The 16,120-nt window shown below is 58.3% G+C and carries 19 protein-coding genes; all 19 read right to left on the minus strand.

Going from position 1 to position 16,120, the window contains the following annotated elements:
• Positions 1 to 5 precede the first annotated feature (5 nt).
• The 19 genes from ACQZ48_RS02930 to ACQZ48_RS03020 all read right to left on the minus strand — a co-directional run bounded on the left by ACQZ48_RS02930 (position 6) and on the right by ACQZ48_RS03020 (position 15,992).
• Positions 6 to 737 (minus strand): hypothetical protein, encoded by a 732-nt coding sequence (locus ACQZ48_RS02930; protein WP_448728498.1) that lies wholly within the window; start codon positions 735 to 737, stop codon positions 6 to 8.
• Positions 738 to 752: 15 nt separating this feature from the next.
• Positions 753 to 1,154: a hypothetical protein gene (locus ACQZ48_RS02935; protein ID WP_448728499.1), complete on the minus strand. Its 402-nt coding sequence runs from the start codon at positions 1,152 to 1,154 to the stop codon at positions 753 to 755.
• Positions 1,155 to 1,158: 4 nt separating this feature from the next.
• The gene (locus ACQZ48_RS02940; protein ID WP_279657682.1) at positions 1,159 to 1,494 is read right to left on the minus strand and encodes a DUF2190 family protein; all 336 of its coding nucleotides are present in this window, start codon (positions 1,492 to 1,494) and stop codon (positions 1,159 to 1,161) included.
• 65 nt (positions 1,495 to 1,559) lie between these two features.
• The gene (locus tag ACQZ48_RS02945; RefSeq protein WP_448728500.1) at positions 1,560 to 3,194 is read right to left on the minus strand and encodes a phage major capsid protein; all 1,635 of its coding nucleotides are present in this window, start codon (positions 3,192 to 3,194) and stop codon (positions 1,560 to 1,562) included.
• Positions 3,195 to 3,277: 83 nt separating this feature from the next.
• Positions 3,278 to 3,907, minus strand: a complete 630-nt coding sequence (locus tag ACQZ48_RS02950; RefSeq protein ID WP_448728501.1) for an HK97 family phage prohead protease — start codon at positions 3,905 to 3,907, stop codon at positions 3,278 to 3,280.
• Positions 3,900 to 5,396 carry a phage portal protein gene (locus ACQZ48_RS02955; protein ID WP_448728502.1) on the minus strand — a complete coding sequence of 499 codons (1,497 nt, stop codon included), beginning with the start codon at positions 5,394 to 5,396 and terminating at the stop codon, positions 3,900 to 3,902. Before ACQZ48_RS02955 ends, ACQZ48_RS02950 begins: the two co-directional genes overlap by 8 nt.
• Positions 5,396 to 5,596: a phage head-tail joining protein gene (locus ACQZ48_RS02960; protein ID WP_077987822.1), complete on the minus strand. Its 201-nt coding sequence runs from the start codon at positions 5,594 to 5,596 to the stop codon at positions 5,396 to 5,398. Before ACQZ48_RS02960 ends, ACQZ48_RS02955 begins: the two co-directional genes overlap by 1 nt.
• A 5-nt stretch (positions 5,597 to 5,601) precedes the next feature.
• Positions 5,602 to 7,620 carry a phage terminase large subunit family protein gene (locus ACQZ48_RS02965; RefSeq protein WP_448728503.1) on the minus strand — a complete coding sequence of 673 codons (2,019 nt, stop codon included), beginning with the start codon at positions 7,618 to 7,620 and terminating at the stop codon, positions 5,602 to 5,604.
• The gene (locus ACQZ48_RS02970) at positions 7,620 to 8,243 is read right to left on the minus strand and encodes a winged helix-turn-helix domain-containing protein (protein ID WP_448728504.1); all 624 of its coding nucleotides are present in this window, start codon (positions 8,241 to 8,243) and stop codon (positions 7,620 to 7,622) included. The genes ACQZ48_RS02965 and ACQZ48_RS02970 overlap by 1 nt, the downstream gene beginning before the upstream one ends.
• Before the next feature lie 365 nt (positions 8,244 to 8,608).
• The gene (gene nusG / locus ACQZ48_RS02975) at positions 8,609 to 9,259 is read right to left on the minus strand and encodes a transcription termination/antitermination protein NusG (protein WP_448728505.1); all 651 of its coding nucleotides are present in this window, start codon (positions 9,257 to 9,259) and stop codon (positions 8,609 to 8,611) included.
• Entirely contained in the window at positions 9,246 to 10,460 is a 1,215-nt protein-coding gene (locus tag ACQZ48_RS02980; protein ID WP_448728506.1) for a helix-turn-helix domain-containing protein, read from the minus strand. Before ACQZ48_RS02980 ends, nusG begins: the two co-directional genes overlap by 14 nt.
• Positions 10,457 to 10,750, minus strand: coding sequence for a hypothetical protein (locus tag ACQZ48_RS02985; RefSeq protein WP_448728507.1), 294 nt, complete (start codon positions 10,748 to 10,750; stop codon positions 10,457 to 10,459). Before ACQZ48_RS02985 ends, ACQZ48_RS02980 begins: the two co-directional genes overlap by 4 nt.
• Positions 10,747 to 11,310, minus strand: a complete 564-nt coding sequence (locus tag ACQZ48_RS02990; protein ID WP_448728508.1) for a hypothetical protein — start codon at positions 11,308 to 11,310, stop codon at positions 10,747 to 10,749. The genes ACQZ48_RS02985 and ACQZ48_RS02990 overlap by 4 nt, the downstream gene beginning before the upstream one ends.
• Positions 11,307 to 13,544 carry a DNA cytosine methyltransferase gene (locus ACQZ48_RS02995; protein WP_448728509.1) on the minus strand — a complete coding sequence of 746 codons (2,238 nt, stop codon included), beginning with the start codon at positions 13,542 to 13,544 and terminating at the stop codon, positions 11,307 to 11,309. Before ACQZ48_RS02995 ends, ACQZ48_RS02990 begins: the two co-directional genes overlap by 4 nt.
• On the minus strand, positions 13,534 to 14,955 hold the full coding sequence (locus tag ACQZ48_RS03000; RefSeq protein ID WP_448728510.1) for an MT-A70 family methyltransferase: 1,422 nt from the start codon (positions 14,953 to 14,955) through the stop codon (positions 13,534 to 13,536). Before ACQZ48_RS03000 ends, ACQZ48_RS02995 begins: the two co-directional genes overlap by 11 nt.
• Positions 14,952 to 15,128 carry a hypothetical protein gene (locus ACQZ48_RS03005; RefSeq protein WP_448728511.1) on the minus strand — a complete coding sequence of 59 codons (177 nt, stop codon included), beginning with the start codon at positions 15,126 to 15,128 and terminating at the stop codon, positions 14,952 to 14,954. The genes ACQZ48_RS03000 and ACQZ48_RS03005 overlap by 4 nt, the downstream gene beginning before the upstream one ends.
• On the minus strand, positions 15,128 to 15,355 hold the full coding sequence (locus ACQZ48_RS03010; RefSeq protein WP_448728512.1) for a hypothetical protein: 228 nt from the start codon (positions 15,353 to 15,355) through the stop codon (positions 15,128 to 15,130). Before ACQZ48_RS03010 ends, ACQZ48_RS03005 begins: the two co-directional genes overlap by 1 nt.
• The gene (locus ACQZ48_RS03015) at positions 15,352 to 15,519 is read right to left on the minus strand and encodes a hypothetical protein (protein ID WP_448728513.1); all 168 of its coding nucleotides are present in this window, start codon (positions 15,517 to 15,519) and stop codon (positions 15,352 to 15,354) included. Before ACQZ48_RS03015 ends, ACQZ48_RS03010 begins: the two co-directional genes overlap by 4 nt.
• A complete protein-coding gene (locus tag ACQZ48_RS03020) occupies positions 15,516 to 15,992 on the minus strand; it encodes a phage regulatory CII family protein (RefSeq protein WP_448728514.1) in 477 nt (158 codons plus the stop codon). Before ACQZ48_RS03020 ends, ACQZ48_RS03015 begins: the two co-directional genes overlap by 4 nt.
• Positions 15,993 to 16,120 lie beyond the last annotated feature (128 nt).

The raw sequence follows: 16,120 nt of genomic DNA on the forward strand, positions 1-16,120 counted from the left end.
TCCGGTCAGGGGGTGGGGTTCAGATCGTTGCGACCGACCTGAAGGGTAACGCCGCCGGGAGCCGATACGGACCCGGCAATTTCTTCGAGCTTTTCAACGGACTCGGCACTGAAATAGCCAGCCAGTTCGGCAAGTTTTGCCTTCGCGTAGGATTCGGCGGGCAGGGTGTTGAACACAGATCGTATCGGTTCGGGCAACCCACCTTCCTCGACATTAAAAACGTCCGCCGCCAGTTCTACGGTGTACCGCAACGTGGTGCGCTGGTAACGCCAGCCGAGATCAGGGATCGCGAAAGGGATCGCCTCGACGGAGACAATACGCTTGACGAGCTTGCGCCACGGCGCACCGGAAGATGATCTCTCCAGCAGAAAGCGAACCTTGGAACATAGCGCCGCCAGGACAAGGCGAGCGTTCGGGTCAGTTCCGGCAAGAGCATCAGCATAAGCCCCTGCCTCATCGCCAGCGACGACAGCGAGTTCAGCGACGATATCGAGAACCGCCTCATGTTCAAGGTCGTCAAGGGCGGCAGGCTCACCCCGAGGTTTCAGAGCAGCAGTCGAACTGTGCAGGGCAAGCACCGGCGTATATGGCCGTTCCGTCGAAATATCCTGCACCGCGATTTCGCGGCTGTCATATACGAGACGGCCGGCGACCGTAGGGAATACCCCTGACGTCAGCGACGCCGTGGGGCGCAGAACCTCGACGGTGATCAGCCTCAGCGCTTCCGGAGCCAGCATGATGTTTCCAGTTTATCAAGTCGGGAGAGACGCGGCGACGGCAAGCAATGCCATGACGTTGCCGGACCCGTCCGGGTCGAATTGCGTTATCGTGAAAAGCTTCTGATCGCTTTCCCGGCGAAGATAAAAATCCGTCTTGAACGGCTTCCCGTCGATGAGCCGAATAGACGCCTGACGCTGCGGAGCACGATGCAGGATCTTCCGCCCGTCTGCCGATGGCTGCGCCCTTTGCTCCCCCTTGAATTCCGTATTCTCGAAGAAGCAAGCAACCGTTGGATAGGGAGGATTGGAGCCGTCCAGCTTGGTGCCTGCGTTCGGATCATGATTGCTGATCGGAAAGACGGTGACATCGGCACCATGGACACGCTCAACGGTGGAGCGGCTGGTTTTCGCCAGCCGCTCAAACAGCGATACCATGTCGTCAGACGGTCGTCGCGCCGAGCTTGAGCTTGGCGGTGGGCGACGGATTTGCAGAGGCGGCAACAGCAATACCAACCAGCGTGTTGCCGCTTGCGGTTTTATTGACGACCTTGTTTGTCGCATCCCAGTAGAGCTTATCGCCAACAGCGATTGCGAGGGCAGAAGTCTTCGGTACTTCGAACACGCCCTCGGTATCGATGACAGAGGGCTCACCTTCGGCGGCCGTCAAGTTGGAAACCCCGATCAGGGATCCGATAACGACAATCTGGCCAGACACAACGCCGCCGGTCGGCGCTGTAATGTCGATAGCCTTACCCGGCTGAACGTAGTTTTTCATAGTGATAAAATCCTTGCTTCACCAAGCGCACTCAGGCGCAAACAACGGAGAGGAAGAACCCCGGCTTATTCGCCGGGGTTCTTGTACCCGCCACGGAAGTCGATGGCACCCACGCCGAAATCGTGCTCGACGGTCATGGCCAAACCCTGCGTGCCGAAAGGCTCGTCGAAACGAATGCGCGGCGCGCCGTAACCATCAAGCAGGCCCCACTGGTAGACTGCCGCTTCATCCGGGCTGGCAAAAAGATACCAGGCGTTTCCGGTCAGCTGGGCCGATACAACCGGCTCCAGCGTACCGACGTGCGGGTTCACCTTCACGGAGTCGTTGGCGGAGATCGGCGCCAGATATTGCAGCGCTTCCGTTTCCTTGTCGGGAGAAACAAGAAGGATGGAAGGCTGCAGGTTCAGAATGGCGTCATCGAGGCCCTTCTGTTTGCGCATCGCTGCCTTGCCGGCGCCGATGCTGGCGACGCTGATCGCAGAACCCGATCCGGCAAGGTTCGCATGGTCGGTATGGAATACCGCTTTGCCGTCCGCGAGCTTCGTATTTGCGGACAACATCATCGTATAGAAAGTCAGTTCCTCGAAACGGGCGACCGTTCGGCCGTAGCCGCCGAGGACTTCACCGAGAGCATTCAGCCGATCATTGACCATCATCTGGCGGGTGACCCTGATACCCTTAGCGTAGGGCGCGACGGCGATCTGTTCTTTACCCTCGCCGAAGGTTCCGAACTTGATCTCGCCCGCTTCCGTGAGCTTCTCCAGCATTGGGAACTCGCCGACCGAAACCGCATAATGCGGTCGGAAGTCGACGAAGTCGCGGCGCCTCGAAATACGTCGATAGGTCGGCTGTGCCAGAGCGTAGCGACGTTCGAGGACGGTGTTGATGGCGTTGGAGAAGATCGCCGGAAAGTCGCTCGTGCTATGGAACGCGCGCACGAGAATATCTTCCCGCTCGCGAACGGTACGGGCCGCACCACGGTGACCGATGGCTGCCGCGGCGAATTCGACAACGTCATGATTGTCCATGAAGCTGCGCGCGCGCGTCGCCTCATCACCGGTAGGCTGATCCATTCCGCCCAGGCGAAATGCCATCGCGGTCACCATGCCGGAACGGCGGGCCTCGGCTTCATCGCGGACAACGTGGATCGAACTGGACGGCGAACGCGATGCCTGCTGCGCCATGAAATCGAAAGCCTGGGACCGGAAGGCTTCGACGGAAACGCCATTGCGCAGCGCGGCCTGAATTGCGTCGATCTGCATGCCTGCGCGGGTCCCGAGATCCAGAATATCTGCTGCCCGAGCACCTTCCGTGTTGTTGGGGGGATTATTGCGATCCCCCTGCTGGGTTTCCTCTTCGACCTCGGCCTGACGAATATCGCCTTTCAGCTTCTCGATTTCTTCGAGCAGCTTCTTGTGATCGGCCTCAATGGTGCGTGCAGCATCGGGAGCCGTATCGTCCTTCAGCTCAAGCAGTTTTTCCGCCGCCCGTTTTTGCAGGTCTTCCAGATTGGCGCGCATGGCAACCAGCGGGATAGCCATGTAAGAGGTGAGATCACGGATGCCATCAACCACAAGCCCGGCTACATGCAACGGCGTGTCCGGCACGGCCGCGAAGGCATCGGTCGAAAGACCGACTCCGACAAGAACCATTGCGATAGCGAGCGTGCAGGCTACCGCCAGAACGTTTTTCTTCATCATCGATATTTTCCTTGAGGAATGCCTTGCCCAAAGGCGAGGAAGGGCGAGACCGCAATTACGGCCATGGCATGCGGTAGCCTGCGCTAGCCTGCCAATTGCTGTTGTCGCATTTGCATTTGCATGCGGATGCGTCGAATACTGTTTGCTGTCGAAAGATCTGGCTCAACGCGGCACGCATAGAGTGGCGCGTCATCTTTTCCGCTGCGCACATGCGCTCCGGGATCCGCCGGGATCGGGACAGCTGAAATCTCCCACGGCTCCCAGTCAATGACCCGATGCACAGGAATACGTCCTTCGCGTTCGGTTTTTTCCACCGCATGAATGCGATAGCCGACCGAGATATTGGAAACGCTGCCTTCCTTGATCTTCGCGACCCGATCGACAGCATCGGCCGCAGTAGAAAGGCGAACCTTTGCGACACCAACGCCGCCCTCTATTCTGGCCGAACCTTTTACGACCGATCCGATAACGTCAGCGAGACTCCATGTTCCGTGCGTATCAAGGAACGGAGCGCCGGCGTTAAGCCGATCAAGCCGGATTGCGTTCGATGAAACGACAAGCTCTTCGTCAAATTCACCATCGATCCAGCTGACCCGCCGGACCGGGGCACCCGTTGTCCACACGACATCAATTGTATTGTCAGCCTCGTTGAATGAGGCCGCCCTAACCTCCGCATCGCGGAGAAGCTGGGGCAACCGGATAATGTTACTCATTTTGCGCTCCTTCCGCCGCAGGTGGCGCGGCGCTTGATTTTGCCCCAGCAGCGGGCCTCCGTGGATCGATGTCGAGCAGCACGTTATTTGCGTCTGCAAATTTGAAGAACGCGTCGAAGTCACTCACAACTTTCCGCCAATCGTGCCCCCACGCTGAGATGAACGATTGGGGCGACATTCGCCCGGCGCGGACAGCAAGGATATCAGCTTCAAGATCCTTCTTCGGGTCGATAGGTTCGATGGCGGGCATGACGTGATCAACGCGATACCCGTCGCGTCGCGCTGGCAGCTTTCCCGACATAACCGCTAGATCTTCAAACCGGCGATCAACCTTCCGACAAACGGAGGGGACAAATATATGCCACTGGATCTGCTCGACGAGGCGCCGAAATTCGATCTTTCCCGCACGAAGCGAGGAGTAATTGGCTTGTGTAAGATCACCCGTCAGCTGATCGTAGGTGATGCCGGCGCCTGCCGCCATCGCCCATAGCCCGGCCTTGTACGCCTCGCCAAACACCGACTGCGATGACGGGTTGGCGAAAACGATATCAGCATCACCAATATCCTGAATCTGTCCCGGTTCGATGCGTGTAACCTTCGATCCGTCAACATCCTTTTTTGGAGCAAGTGGGTTTGCAGATCCTGGCTGGCGCTTCAGAAAGCCGGCGAAGCTGGCCTGCGTCCTTTGCTGGACAATGGCCGCCTCCATCAGATCCTGTATTTCCTTTGCGCTCAAAAGAATCGGCGCGAACCATGAAATGCCACGCAGCTGCCCCAGCCTCAGTGGACGGTATAGGTGACAAAGATCATCCCAGGGGACGAGGCTGGACATCTCATTTCCGAACGAAAACCCGCTATCCCCGGGATGCGAAGGATGGAGGTAAAGGCCCTCACGCGCGTTCCAGTCTCCAAGTTTGACTCCGAGGCGGACATTGTTTTCACCAACCATGACGCTGTCGCGAGACGTATCTATCAGATCGCCCTCAAGTCCAAGAAGCCGCAGGGGGACTGTTTTCCCGGCATCTTCCAACTTGATTGGAAGCAACCGCAAGACGCTGTCACCGCCTTCCGCCATGGATCGCAGGACCAATGCCTGTTGACCGCCATAATCCAGAACCCGCTCCACGTCAGAGCTTTGTTCCCACTCCTCACGAAGAAGCCGATAGCGATTGTCGATCCGATCAGATCCGGTGTTCGGGATCGACAGAATACCAGTGCCAATGACGTGAGACGTCAGAACATCCAGAATACGCTGCCCCGCCCAACCGTTCCGAACGAAGTCACGCGACCTGTCGCGCAATGTGGACATTGCTGCCGCAACCTCGGTCGTTGCGGAAGTCCCCCGTGATCGCCACCCTTTGTTTCGGCGACCAAACTGGGCAGCAGAATATTCCCGCTTCTCAAATGAAGTGAGCATCTGCCGCGCTGCGGCACGGCTTACGCCGGACACGGGATTGAAGAATGATATGACCTTGTCGAGGACGTTCATCAGTATCCACCTCGGTACTCGGCGAACATCGCGCCATCGGGTTCGCCAGCCCCCTCAAGTTCATCCTTGATCAATTGCCGTACCTTCAGCATCTCGCTAACGCTCGGATATTCCACCTCATGCGTCTGGAACCGAACCTTTTTGGCGCCAGTGGCAATCGCATTGTTGATTGCGTCGAGGTCCGCCTGTGTGAAAGCCATGAACGTCAATCCCAGAATGATACGGGCTGGTGCCAGTCACCCCCCTCTTTTTCGTCCGCGTCATACGTTCCGGTTACTTCCGGAACATCCGAGACGGTCTCGACAATTGCCTGCTGTACAGAGAGCGGGGCTGGAGCGAACATGTCTGCCCGGAATACCTCTTCGGGAACGCCACGCATTGCGACAAGTCGTTGCCATTCTTCCGGCGTCATGCGCGAAATACCGAGATAGTCCCCAAGCGCATCGCCGTAGATCTCGCAGTCGAGCAGATGGTTTTCGTATCCAATACGAGGAATCCACTTCTGCTGGGTTTGCCCCTTGCCTCTACCTTTGCTTTTGCCTTTGCGGCTCTCGACGCCAAGATATTCGGACGTGATCTGCTTGAAATATTCCTCGTCCATCCAGTCGCCGAAATGACAATAACCGGGCGGATCAACTTCGTGCCCGGCGGCCCTGCCCTCCTTACGGAGATTGGAATAAAAGGCCCCCTTCAAAGACCACGTTCCAACACCCCAGACCATCACGCCGTCCCGTATACGCTTGCCATTCCAGTTGATGTCCTGCGGGGTCGGCTGGCCCATAGGTGGACGCGACCATCCGTCGAGACCCTTGAGGCAAAAAACGCCAGCCTTACCGCGCGCCCAAGTGTAAACGACATGGGCGCGGTAACCGGAGTCGATCCCGAAAACATCAACCTGACGGGTTCTCCCGAAAGCATCCGGCCAATGTTTCTGGCGCAGCTCCTCAAGCTTGAGGAAGGCGCCACCATGCGGATCATCCGTATCACCTTCAATATAGCCGGCATCCACACGCCAGCTCTGCCGATCAGGCCCATAAGCCTTAAACAGATACCAGATGCCCTTCATCTGCACGTCCGCGGTGCCTACAAAGACGATGCCGCCCGCAGGAATCCTACCTCGCTTCAGATCCTTCACCCGGCGCTCCATCAGTCTGACGTGGTCGGGAGCGTCGCCCTTCATGTCGAAAGCGAGACCGAGGGTCAGATTGAAGAAAGCTTTGAGCTTTTGCGGATCGCCATTGCAGCCGATAAAGCGCTCAGCGATCTTCTCCCACGGCACAAACGGCGATGTCAGGGCATCGAAATGGTAGGACGGATATGCCCCTGGACGCGAGGCCTCCGGTATCCACTTCCCCTTGCGATACAGAGATACCTTTTCGTGGCTCTGGATGATGGTGCCGCAACATGGTGTTGCGTAATAGGGATCGTAAGGAAACTCGTCATTGAACCGGAAGTATTTCCGGTCGAATACGAATTTGAAATGCGATCCGCAGCCAGGGCACGGCATGTTCCAATAGCGCTGATCGCCAGCCATGAATTTGTCGTCGATCTTCGACGACCCTTTCACGGTCGGAGTGGATACGTAAGTCCGCAGCCAGTCGCCAGAGGTGAGGAATGATTCCTGACGGGCCTCGATCATGGCGAACGGATCGCCCTGCCCATCTAGGTCATCGGGGTACTCGTCGATCTCGTCGAGGAACGCCTTTCGAATCGTGGACGAACGAAGATCAGCGGCAGAATTCGCGATAGCAAGTTTCAGTGAACCGCCCGGGAAGCGCTTTGCCAGCGCCGTTGAGCCTTCACCGGACCTGCTGGTCTGGTCACGAACCAGCTTCCGTAATCCCTCTGTCTGCTGCAGCATGACAGAGAGCTTCTCGCGGTTGAACTCCGCGAGTGCGTTGGTCGTCGGCTGGACGATCATCATTCGGCAAGGGTCCTGCGCAATCGAATAAGCTGCCGAGCAGAGCATTAGGGTCGTGAAACCCGTCTGCGCAGATTTCCGAACCGCGATTTCGTTGTGTCCGCTCTCGACCATCGTCATCAACAACGGTTCGCGGATGTGCGGTGTCAGGCTGTCATCCCAGGTATCGAGCGCACGAGGCCCATCCGGAACAACAATGGTTCGGGCATACTCGACGGCATCAAGCCGTTCGGGCGGCATGATCGCAGCCGCCAGCGTCGCCGCGATAACCGCGAGCGCAGAACGCTTAAGAGAAATTTGCATTACTCGTCGCCGTCGAAATGGATGTTGATGTTGATGCCGTCCGCTTCTGCCTTCGCCGCCTCACCCGAAAGCGCCAGCAAGTGTTCAGCAACCAGCTTCCGTAAATCCCCGACCTTCCCACGCATCACGCGTCGAAAGTGAGGCTCCCCCTTCCGGCTTGCTTCCATCAGGTCATCAACCCATTGCATCGGCGCGCCAAGATCTCGAAGCACCTGGTCGCAGATCTTAACCAATGCGCCCTCAATGCCGTGCTCGCCTTTGAGCGGAATAACCAAACCACTGCGCTCAGCGAAATCGAGCGCCTTCAGTCGAGCCTCATACTTCGCCCGGTCCGTCTGGGCGTCTCGCAATGCGGAGTTCTCACCAGAAGCGTCATCACGCTTCGTCTGCGCGCCGATCTCCTTAGCAGCATCCCCAAACGTACCGACGGCGCGATCATACGCCGCCAACTCGACAAGCCGGGACCGACCCTCTTTGCGGGTCGAAATCCTTCCCTCGGTCTCCAGTCGGTTCACCTTCTCGGCAGCCGTCTGCTTACTCACCCCCTTCCGGCGGGCAAGTTCAGCAACGGTAATCCAGAGGCCGCCATCCATCGGCAGGCTGTGCTGTGCATCTGTTGCCATTTGAGTCAGGTCGTCAGCTTTCGAGTCAGGTGAGTCAGGTCAGTTTTTTGCGCGCCGTAACTAGCGAACTTTCGGGGTCGTCCCGGCCCGCATGGGGAGGGGATCGAGGGAGGACCCAAGAGGGGGTGGGGGGTCCGACCGGAGAGGTTCGAAGGCCTAAGGAGCGATGGCGACCGATGGTCGGCGAATCTTTGCCTATACCTACAATGCAAAAAGGCGACCATCTGGCCGCCCTGTCATTCATCATCGCATAGCTGTAGCACTGGCCCTGAGTCGGTGTCTCGGTTTGGAGACTGTCAGGACTGGGTGCGGGCGTGAAACGTAATCGCCACTAAGAACCGCATCGACCGTGGGCAGATTTGTACTCACACTTTTTCAAGCATTGCAAGGGGCATGTTGAACACGGATGGCTTTCCGAAGATGACAATGGTTACCACTGCGTCTCCGTGCCCACCCTCGCCAAACGCATCGACCGATACCTCGTAACCGACGAACGGACCACTTGTGATCCTGACCTTGTCGCCCTTCTTGATTGCATCCGAGCGACGTCCGTAATCATATGCACCATCTGCGGCCAATTCCTTGAACTCATTTATCGTTTCGACGCTGACCTTGACCGCCTTCTCTCCGCCCATCACGATGCTTTTGACGCCGTCGAACGACAGGATGCCACGCAAAGCGTGGTTGTCTGGGAGGCAGTAGACGAACACAATTCCGTTGAAGACGGGCAGTCTGGATGCAGGCAGTCGCCTTCCGTGGCGCTTCCTTTCAGGCCCCATTCGCATAATGACGCACGCCTCTATACCGGCTCCGATCATGGCATTTTCAACAGCCTTTTCGCGTCCATACTCGACGCGCGCTATCACCCAAGCCGAATCAGACACGCTGTGCGCCCTCTCTTTCGACGCCGATTCGCGTTCATGAGCGACCCTTGCCGCCTCCTGAGCGATCTTGTCCAGCTTCATAAGCCCTTTGAGGGATACGCCGGAAATGCCTTCAAACTTATGCTGCATCATCGTGCCGTCCCTCATTGATGGATTTCAGAAATTGGGAAAGAGCTGCCTCGACAGCCGCATCAATGTCGGTCTCGCCGTCATCGACGGGCGGCATCCAGAACCAATCCCGTAGACCTTCTGGGAAAGGCAGCCCTCGGCGCTCATGCAGGCGCTGCCATGCAAGGTATAGGTCGCTGCCGCGCTCAACCTGTCGAAAGCTTTCGACATACGGCAGCAGTTCCAGAGAGGTGACAAACGGCTCCGATTTGCGGGCTTTGTCAGTCATTCGGGCAATCTGGCTCCATCCATACGCTATCCGCTTATGTCGTAGCAGCTGGTCACGAGTGACCTTGCCATCGGCGATCTCTTGATCGTCAACGAGAGTAAATCGAGGGGCCACATCCGGAGCCTTATTCACCGTATCCAGCCAGACGCCCATCCAGAGTTTGCCGCATACCTTGGCAATGCCGTGCGTTTTTGCTGGCTCATCTCTCGCGCTGTCAGGCATGTCACGCCAATGGCGGTTTTTGAGATAGACTGAGGCGGCCATGATGTCGGAAGGCTTTGCCCATCGCAGATAGGCTGGCGTACGCTCGATACATTCGGTCCGCTCATCGTCCGAAAGTGCAAACCAGGCATTGCGGGCATACTCTTCCTCGCCCTTCTTCCAGGTCGCATACCAGAGCGTGAATTCGCGGCTAATCTTTTTCCGATCAACCTTTTTCAAATCTCCCTCTTCGGCGCTGGCGCCTTGAGAGTCAGTAATTGCTAGATTTGAGTTATTACTATGTGCCGATTTTACCGGCGACGGCGAATCCGTCGCCGGTTTTGCCGTCGCCGGTAAATCCGTCTGCGGTAAAGTTGCAACACTTTCCGCATTGGACATCCTCAAGTGGCTGATTTCCTGAGTGCTCGACCGGCGCGGCTCATCGTAGATTACAAGGACAGACGATCCGAATTTGCCGTCCTCGCGCGCCTGTTCGCGTTCAGCATAACCATACTCGACCAGCTCAGCGATCATCTTGCGAGCTTTATCGCGCCCGCAACCTCCCTTGTTAATGATGTCACCTATAACCACAGTCCAATTGTCCGGCTTTGATAGCAGGTAGCCCAGAAGCCACCGCGCCTCCATTGACAGCCGAACGTCCTCAAAAACGTGATTAGGAACAACGGAATAGCTTGCGTTGCGGACGCCGCGCCGGATCGTTGCTTCAGTGCTCATTTCACACCGCCTTTCCGCGCCAACGTCTCCATGAAGGTGCGAGCCGCGTTGAGAACGTCCTGCACGTCGGTCGGCAGTCGCCCAAAGCGATCCCGCACCGTCACCAGCGCCGAGATCTCAAGATCGACGAGTTGCGTGCCGCGAACGAAACCAGCCTGCCGCAGGACGCGATAGATGGCCGTCTGCTCGCGATAGAAGATGAACGTCGGGATGTTGAGCAGCCACCGCGCCCGCTCCGCATCCGTCCTGCAATCCTGTAGCTGTTCGATAACCGGCGACATCCCCGTCATGACCGGCCCCCTTTCCATACTTCGAAGTCCGTGCGCAGGTCGATAAACGCCGCCTGCGCCCGTTCCTCACGATTGAGTTGTGTCTTGCTGGTGATGCCGATCAGGGTTTTCAGGACCGCGTCGGCATGATCCTTGTTGTGGATGGTGCGCGACTCGGCGGGATGCTGCCGCTGCTCAAGAAATCGATGAAACAGCTGATCCGCGCAGAGGATGGCCGCGTTTGCGGCGAAGTCACCATCGCGCAAGCGGTTGGCTGGCTGCCGTTCTGGTGGCGGGCTTTGACCGCTTCGAAAGGCAATCTTGGCGCGATCCCGCAGGGTCAGGAACAAGATGGTGTTTTCCAGCGCCCCGGTCAGTAGCTCGATTTCATCCGGCAAGGCTTCCGCATAGAGCGTGCCAAGAATGACGCTCTCACCCGTCGAGCGCCGCGCGATGATATGCGTCTGATCTCCATCGGAGTCGAACCGCCACCTGTCGCCCTTGCAGCGTCGGGTTATATCCTCCAGCCGCGCGACACGAGCCTTTTCACGCTGGCGGTTTTCCTGCTCGCGCCCCGTCATTCGGCCATAGTCTCCGCAATGAGGTGCGAACAATTCGCCCCGACCAGCGCTTCCGCCACGGGCGGGCTGACGCTGTTCCCGACGCAGGAGACCTGTACGGACTTGGGAAATGCTATCCACGTTTCCTTGCCGTTTTCAGATACCCAGACGCCATCGATTTGGTATCCGCCGGGAAAGCCCTGCGCATTGAACAATTCGCGCGGCGTGAGCATCCGCATGCCGATATCGACGATGACGAAGGTGTGCCCGTCAATTTCGAGGGTTACGAACTCGCGCTCATCCCAGAACCCGTGCGACCGCAAAAAGGCCGCGACTTCACGGGCGCGGGCGGCCTGCGCTTCGGTAAATGGCGGAATATAAAGCGCCGCCTCGACATGGCCGTGCCGGTCTTTCGTGGTAATGGTGCGCGCTGGCTGATTTTCTTCGCCGCCGTCACCCGTGCCGTAATAGGCCTGAAGGAATGGCGTCACCAGTTGCGATTTACCAGCACCATCAGCCATCACCGTCGCAGACGGACGGTCGATCTCGTGGCCGGTAGAAGTGCCGAACTGGCGTGCCACGAAGGCGGAGACAACGCCTTGCTGTGATCCGCTTTGCGTTGCGGTGGACATCGGCGCATCGGCAGGCCTGCCCGGATTGACGCCACCTTCGCGACGGCTGTCATTATTGTGCTGCGCGACAAAGGCAACGGTGGCAGCATGTTTGACACCGCCAGCAACAACCGTTCCCAAAGGCTTGTCTATATCGAGGCATCGCGGTGACTGCCCGTCCCGCTCGCCGTATCCGGTCTGTATGAGCGTCGGAAAGATGACGCTGTTCTGGTCCTTCTTGCTCGCCGTAATCGTATGATGCGGATCTTCGACGGATCGATTGGACCCGCCATGCTGTGCAGCTGTGAGAACAGGCGCCACCAGGGAAAGACCCGCGCCGCCGGCGGTGATGGTATGCGTAGGCTCATCAGCGCCGTTAAACGGCTTGCCGGCGTTGCGCATCGTCATCAAGTGCGGCGCGATCATGCCAATCGGCGCTGCGCCGCCTGGCTTCTTGATGTAGCTGTTCGCCGTGACCGTGGGCGCAGGCTCGCGCATATCACTACCCGTCGCCCCGGTATTAAAACGAATGACCGATGGCGCGATGAGACCGTGACTGATACCGCCAGCAGTGACGACACCATGCGGTTCGTCGATCGGATATTCCCGCCGTCCGCCGCTGTCACCATGAGCAACCGAAATCAGAGAAGGCGAAACAATCGCCTTCTCGCCACGGTTCGCCCCGGTCACCGTTTTGACAGGTTCATCAATATCCTCGCAGCGCGCGCCATGCGTCAGGTTGACGATGAAAGGCCGCTCAGCATCGAGAACGTAGCGCTTCATGCCGCGCGCCACGCGAGCCATGGTATTGTCCGCCAGAGGCCTGATAGCCTTCAGACCGTGTTTCTCGGCGATATCGGCGGAGCTATCGAAGATCGACGGGCACGGGATTGACCAGTCGATGCATTCCGCCGCAGTGCGCCATGGCAGTTTACGACCGGCAATCACATCCGCATCATCGGGCGCGCCGTGCGTTGGCTGCGGCCAGACGATCTTTTGACCATCAAAACGGATGATGACGAAAAGGCGCTTGCGTATCGTCGGTGCACCAAAATCGCATGCGCGCAATTCCCGTTTTTCCAGTTTGCCACCGAGACGACGAAGCTTCTTGCACCATTGCTGGAAGGTTTCCCCTTTCCGCTCCGGATCTGGCATCAATCCCCGGTCGGTCTGGACGAGTGGTCCCCACGTCGCAAATTCCTCGACGTTTTCCATGATGATGACGTCGATCTTGCCGCCGCTTTTCTGGACACGCTCGACCCAGAACGGAATTACATGGGCAAGATCGCGGATATTGCGCTCCACCGGCTTGCCGCCTTTGGCTTTGCTGAAATGCTTGCAATCAGGAGAGAACCAGGCAAGGCCGATGTGCTGCCCTGCCACGTAATCGAGCGGATCGACCTTGTAGATGTTTTCAGAGATATGCAGCGTATCAGGGTGGTTGGCGGCATGCAGGGCAAGGGCCTGTGGATTGTGGTTGATGGCGAGATCCGGCGAGCGACCCAGCGCCAACTCAATCCCGGTCGATGCGCCGCCGCCTCCCGCGAAACTGTCGATGATGAGCGGCAGGCCGTGGTTCCAGCGCTTCTTGCTGTTGAACTGCGGGGGTGGCGCAAGATGATTGAGGAGCGTTTCAGCGTACATCGGTGTCCCCTTCTTGGGTGCCTGCCTGATTTCCCCAGAACTCCCACTTTCCATTCAGGCGCACGTCGCCATCCGCGAGACTTTCGCGGCGCTGGAACATTTCGAGTTTGGGCATGGTCGGATAAAGCCGGTCGATCTGTTCAGCGAACCACACCGGCTTTTCGCTGTGGCGGCCGACTGGATGGTCGGTGCATTTGATGGGCTGCGTGCCGGGAATGGGCGCCGGGAAATCGCCGCGCGTGCCGATCAGAAGAAGCTCAAGGTTATCGAAGCTCCAGTAACCGGTCCCGGTCTGCTCGCCGGGATAAACCTTCTTCCAGCCCCAGAAGCTTTTATAGGTGTAACCCCATCGCTCCAGCGTTTTCACGCCGTTCGACAGGTCGGTCACCCACATAAGCACCGCCGAGTTGTGAGCGCCGGGGCAACCGAGATCCATTATCTCCTCAAGAGACATTGTCGGATAATGGTTCTCGGCGCTTTTTTCGCCGCCGGTCACTTCCGAATAGGTTTTGAAGCGCCACGGCGGGTCAACATAGATGATCGGGAACGCCCTGCTTTCATCCTGCCCAACGCCCTTCCACCAGGGCGCAACGTTCTGACGTGCCGCGATCTGGACGGCGAGATCGGTGCGGACGGCGTGCCGGATTTTCTGATCTTCGGCCCGCTTGATCTTGGCGACCTTCGTCAGTTCCTTGAAATTCGCAGGTTCCGGCAGGAACATGGTGCGGATCGGCTTAAAGGCGGGCTGCGCAATGCCGTCCCGACCTATAATCTCGGACTGGTGGGGAATTTCCCCACCATCGGCCATCCGCTTACGGGCGGCGGAAACGGTTTTGTGATCGACGCCAAGCTGATCGCCGATCGCCCGCGATGACAGGGACGGTGTTTCTCGCAACTGTTCTTCGATGACGATGCGCTTTTGTGCCGTCGACAGATGGCGGCGGCGAAGGTTCAGCGAACGGGCGAATGAGCGCTTCCGGTCTTCCGAAAGACCCTTGCGCACGAAACGCGGCCAATCCTTGATACCGTGCTTTTCGCAGATGGCGACACGGTGATGACCATCGAGAATATTGCCGTTTTCATCATATTCGACAGGAACCAGCACGCCGTTGGCAAGGATATCCTCTTCGAGCCCAGCGAATTCGTCTTTCGTGAGTGGCGGCAGAAGCTGGTATGGTCCCATTGCCAGTGCAACGCGCTCTTCACGACCCTCATCCTCAATGATGCCGGTCTCGTCTCTCGCGGCACTTGTCGGATAAAACCGGCCTGACACCTTCGGATCCCGCGCAAGAAAACCCGCCATGTGCAGCGATACGGCAGACTTGCGGTCTCCCTCGCTTCCAATGTCGAAGTAACCTTGCCGGCAGGCTTCGCCGAGAATGAATTGTCTGCGTTCGCCAATGAGCGTCATGCCACACCGCCTTTGCGCATCAGGCGCAGGTCGGTTTCACGGATGATCTCGGCGGCACGATCAGCCGAGACACCCCGTGCCAGCAGCCTTGCAGCAAAGCGCGGTACAAACTCGAAACCAGCGTCATTTATCGCCGTGCGGATCGGGGCTGGAAGTGCATCGAACAGCTCCATCAGTGCACACCTCTCAACTGGCGGAGGTAAGTCTGCCCGCTGCTGGTGATGATTACCTGCCGCTTGTCATTCGAGAGGCGGACATATCCGGCGCGCATGCACTGCACGGCGGACGGCATCTCGCCATGACGGATGTCGCGCCAGCCGTCTGCGTGAGCAACATGGCGCAGAAAACCCCGGTCACGATCCGAAAGCGGTTGCGCAAAGAGAGAAACGGCTGCACTCAATGTCCTGCCTCCTCGATAATGCGGCAGACCTCGCATTCCGCGAGGCCAAGCGTTGTTGAGATTTCATGGGTGGAGCGGCCAATCCGCCAAAGGGCGAGAACCCGCGCAGCGCGGGCCTCCTTGACGAGTTTTGGGCGGCTGGTTTCGGCCATGGCGAGCGTCATCGGTCCGGCCTCTGCGGCGCGTTGACCATCAGCTCTTTCAGTTCACGAATAAGCTCGTGCACTTCCTTGGTGATGCGCTTGGTTACGGCAGCAGTGCCGAGCGTCCCAGTGCGGCTCGCCTCCTGGACAACCTTGATGACATCGGCAAACTCCGACATCAGGTCCATCATGTCGGCCTCATTGATCGGCCGCGCTTCGGGCTGGCGCTCGTCATCGACGACGAGCCGGTAACCGAGCTTTCGCGCCATGGCGGTTACGATGACGGGACTTTTCGCGCGGCGGTCTGCCTCAATGGCGACATCGACGGGGATCAGCGCTTCGCCATTCTCGTCATTGAAGCTGGCATACTTGGAGAGCGTCGAAACGTTGACGCGGGTCAGCAGCGGAAAATCGGTCACGCCGCCGCCCAGCTTGTAGCTGGCGTCTGTCGCACCCTTCAGGCTGCGGATTTCTTCTTCGGAAATAGTGCGCACGAAAACACCCCTGAAAACGCGTCAAGGAAAGAAAATCGGAAAAGGATTCGGTGAAGCCCGCGCAGGCGCGGCCTATTCGTTGCCCATCAGATCAACCACAGCCCCGCCACATCAGCGGCGGCACAAGC

This window comes from Agrobacterium sp. 22-209-1 (genome assembly GCF_053522485.1).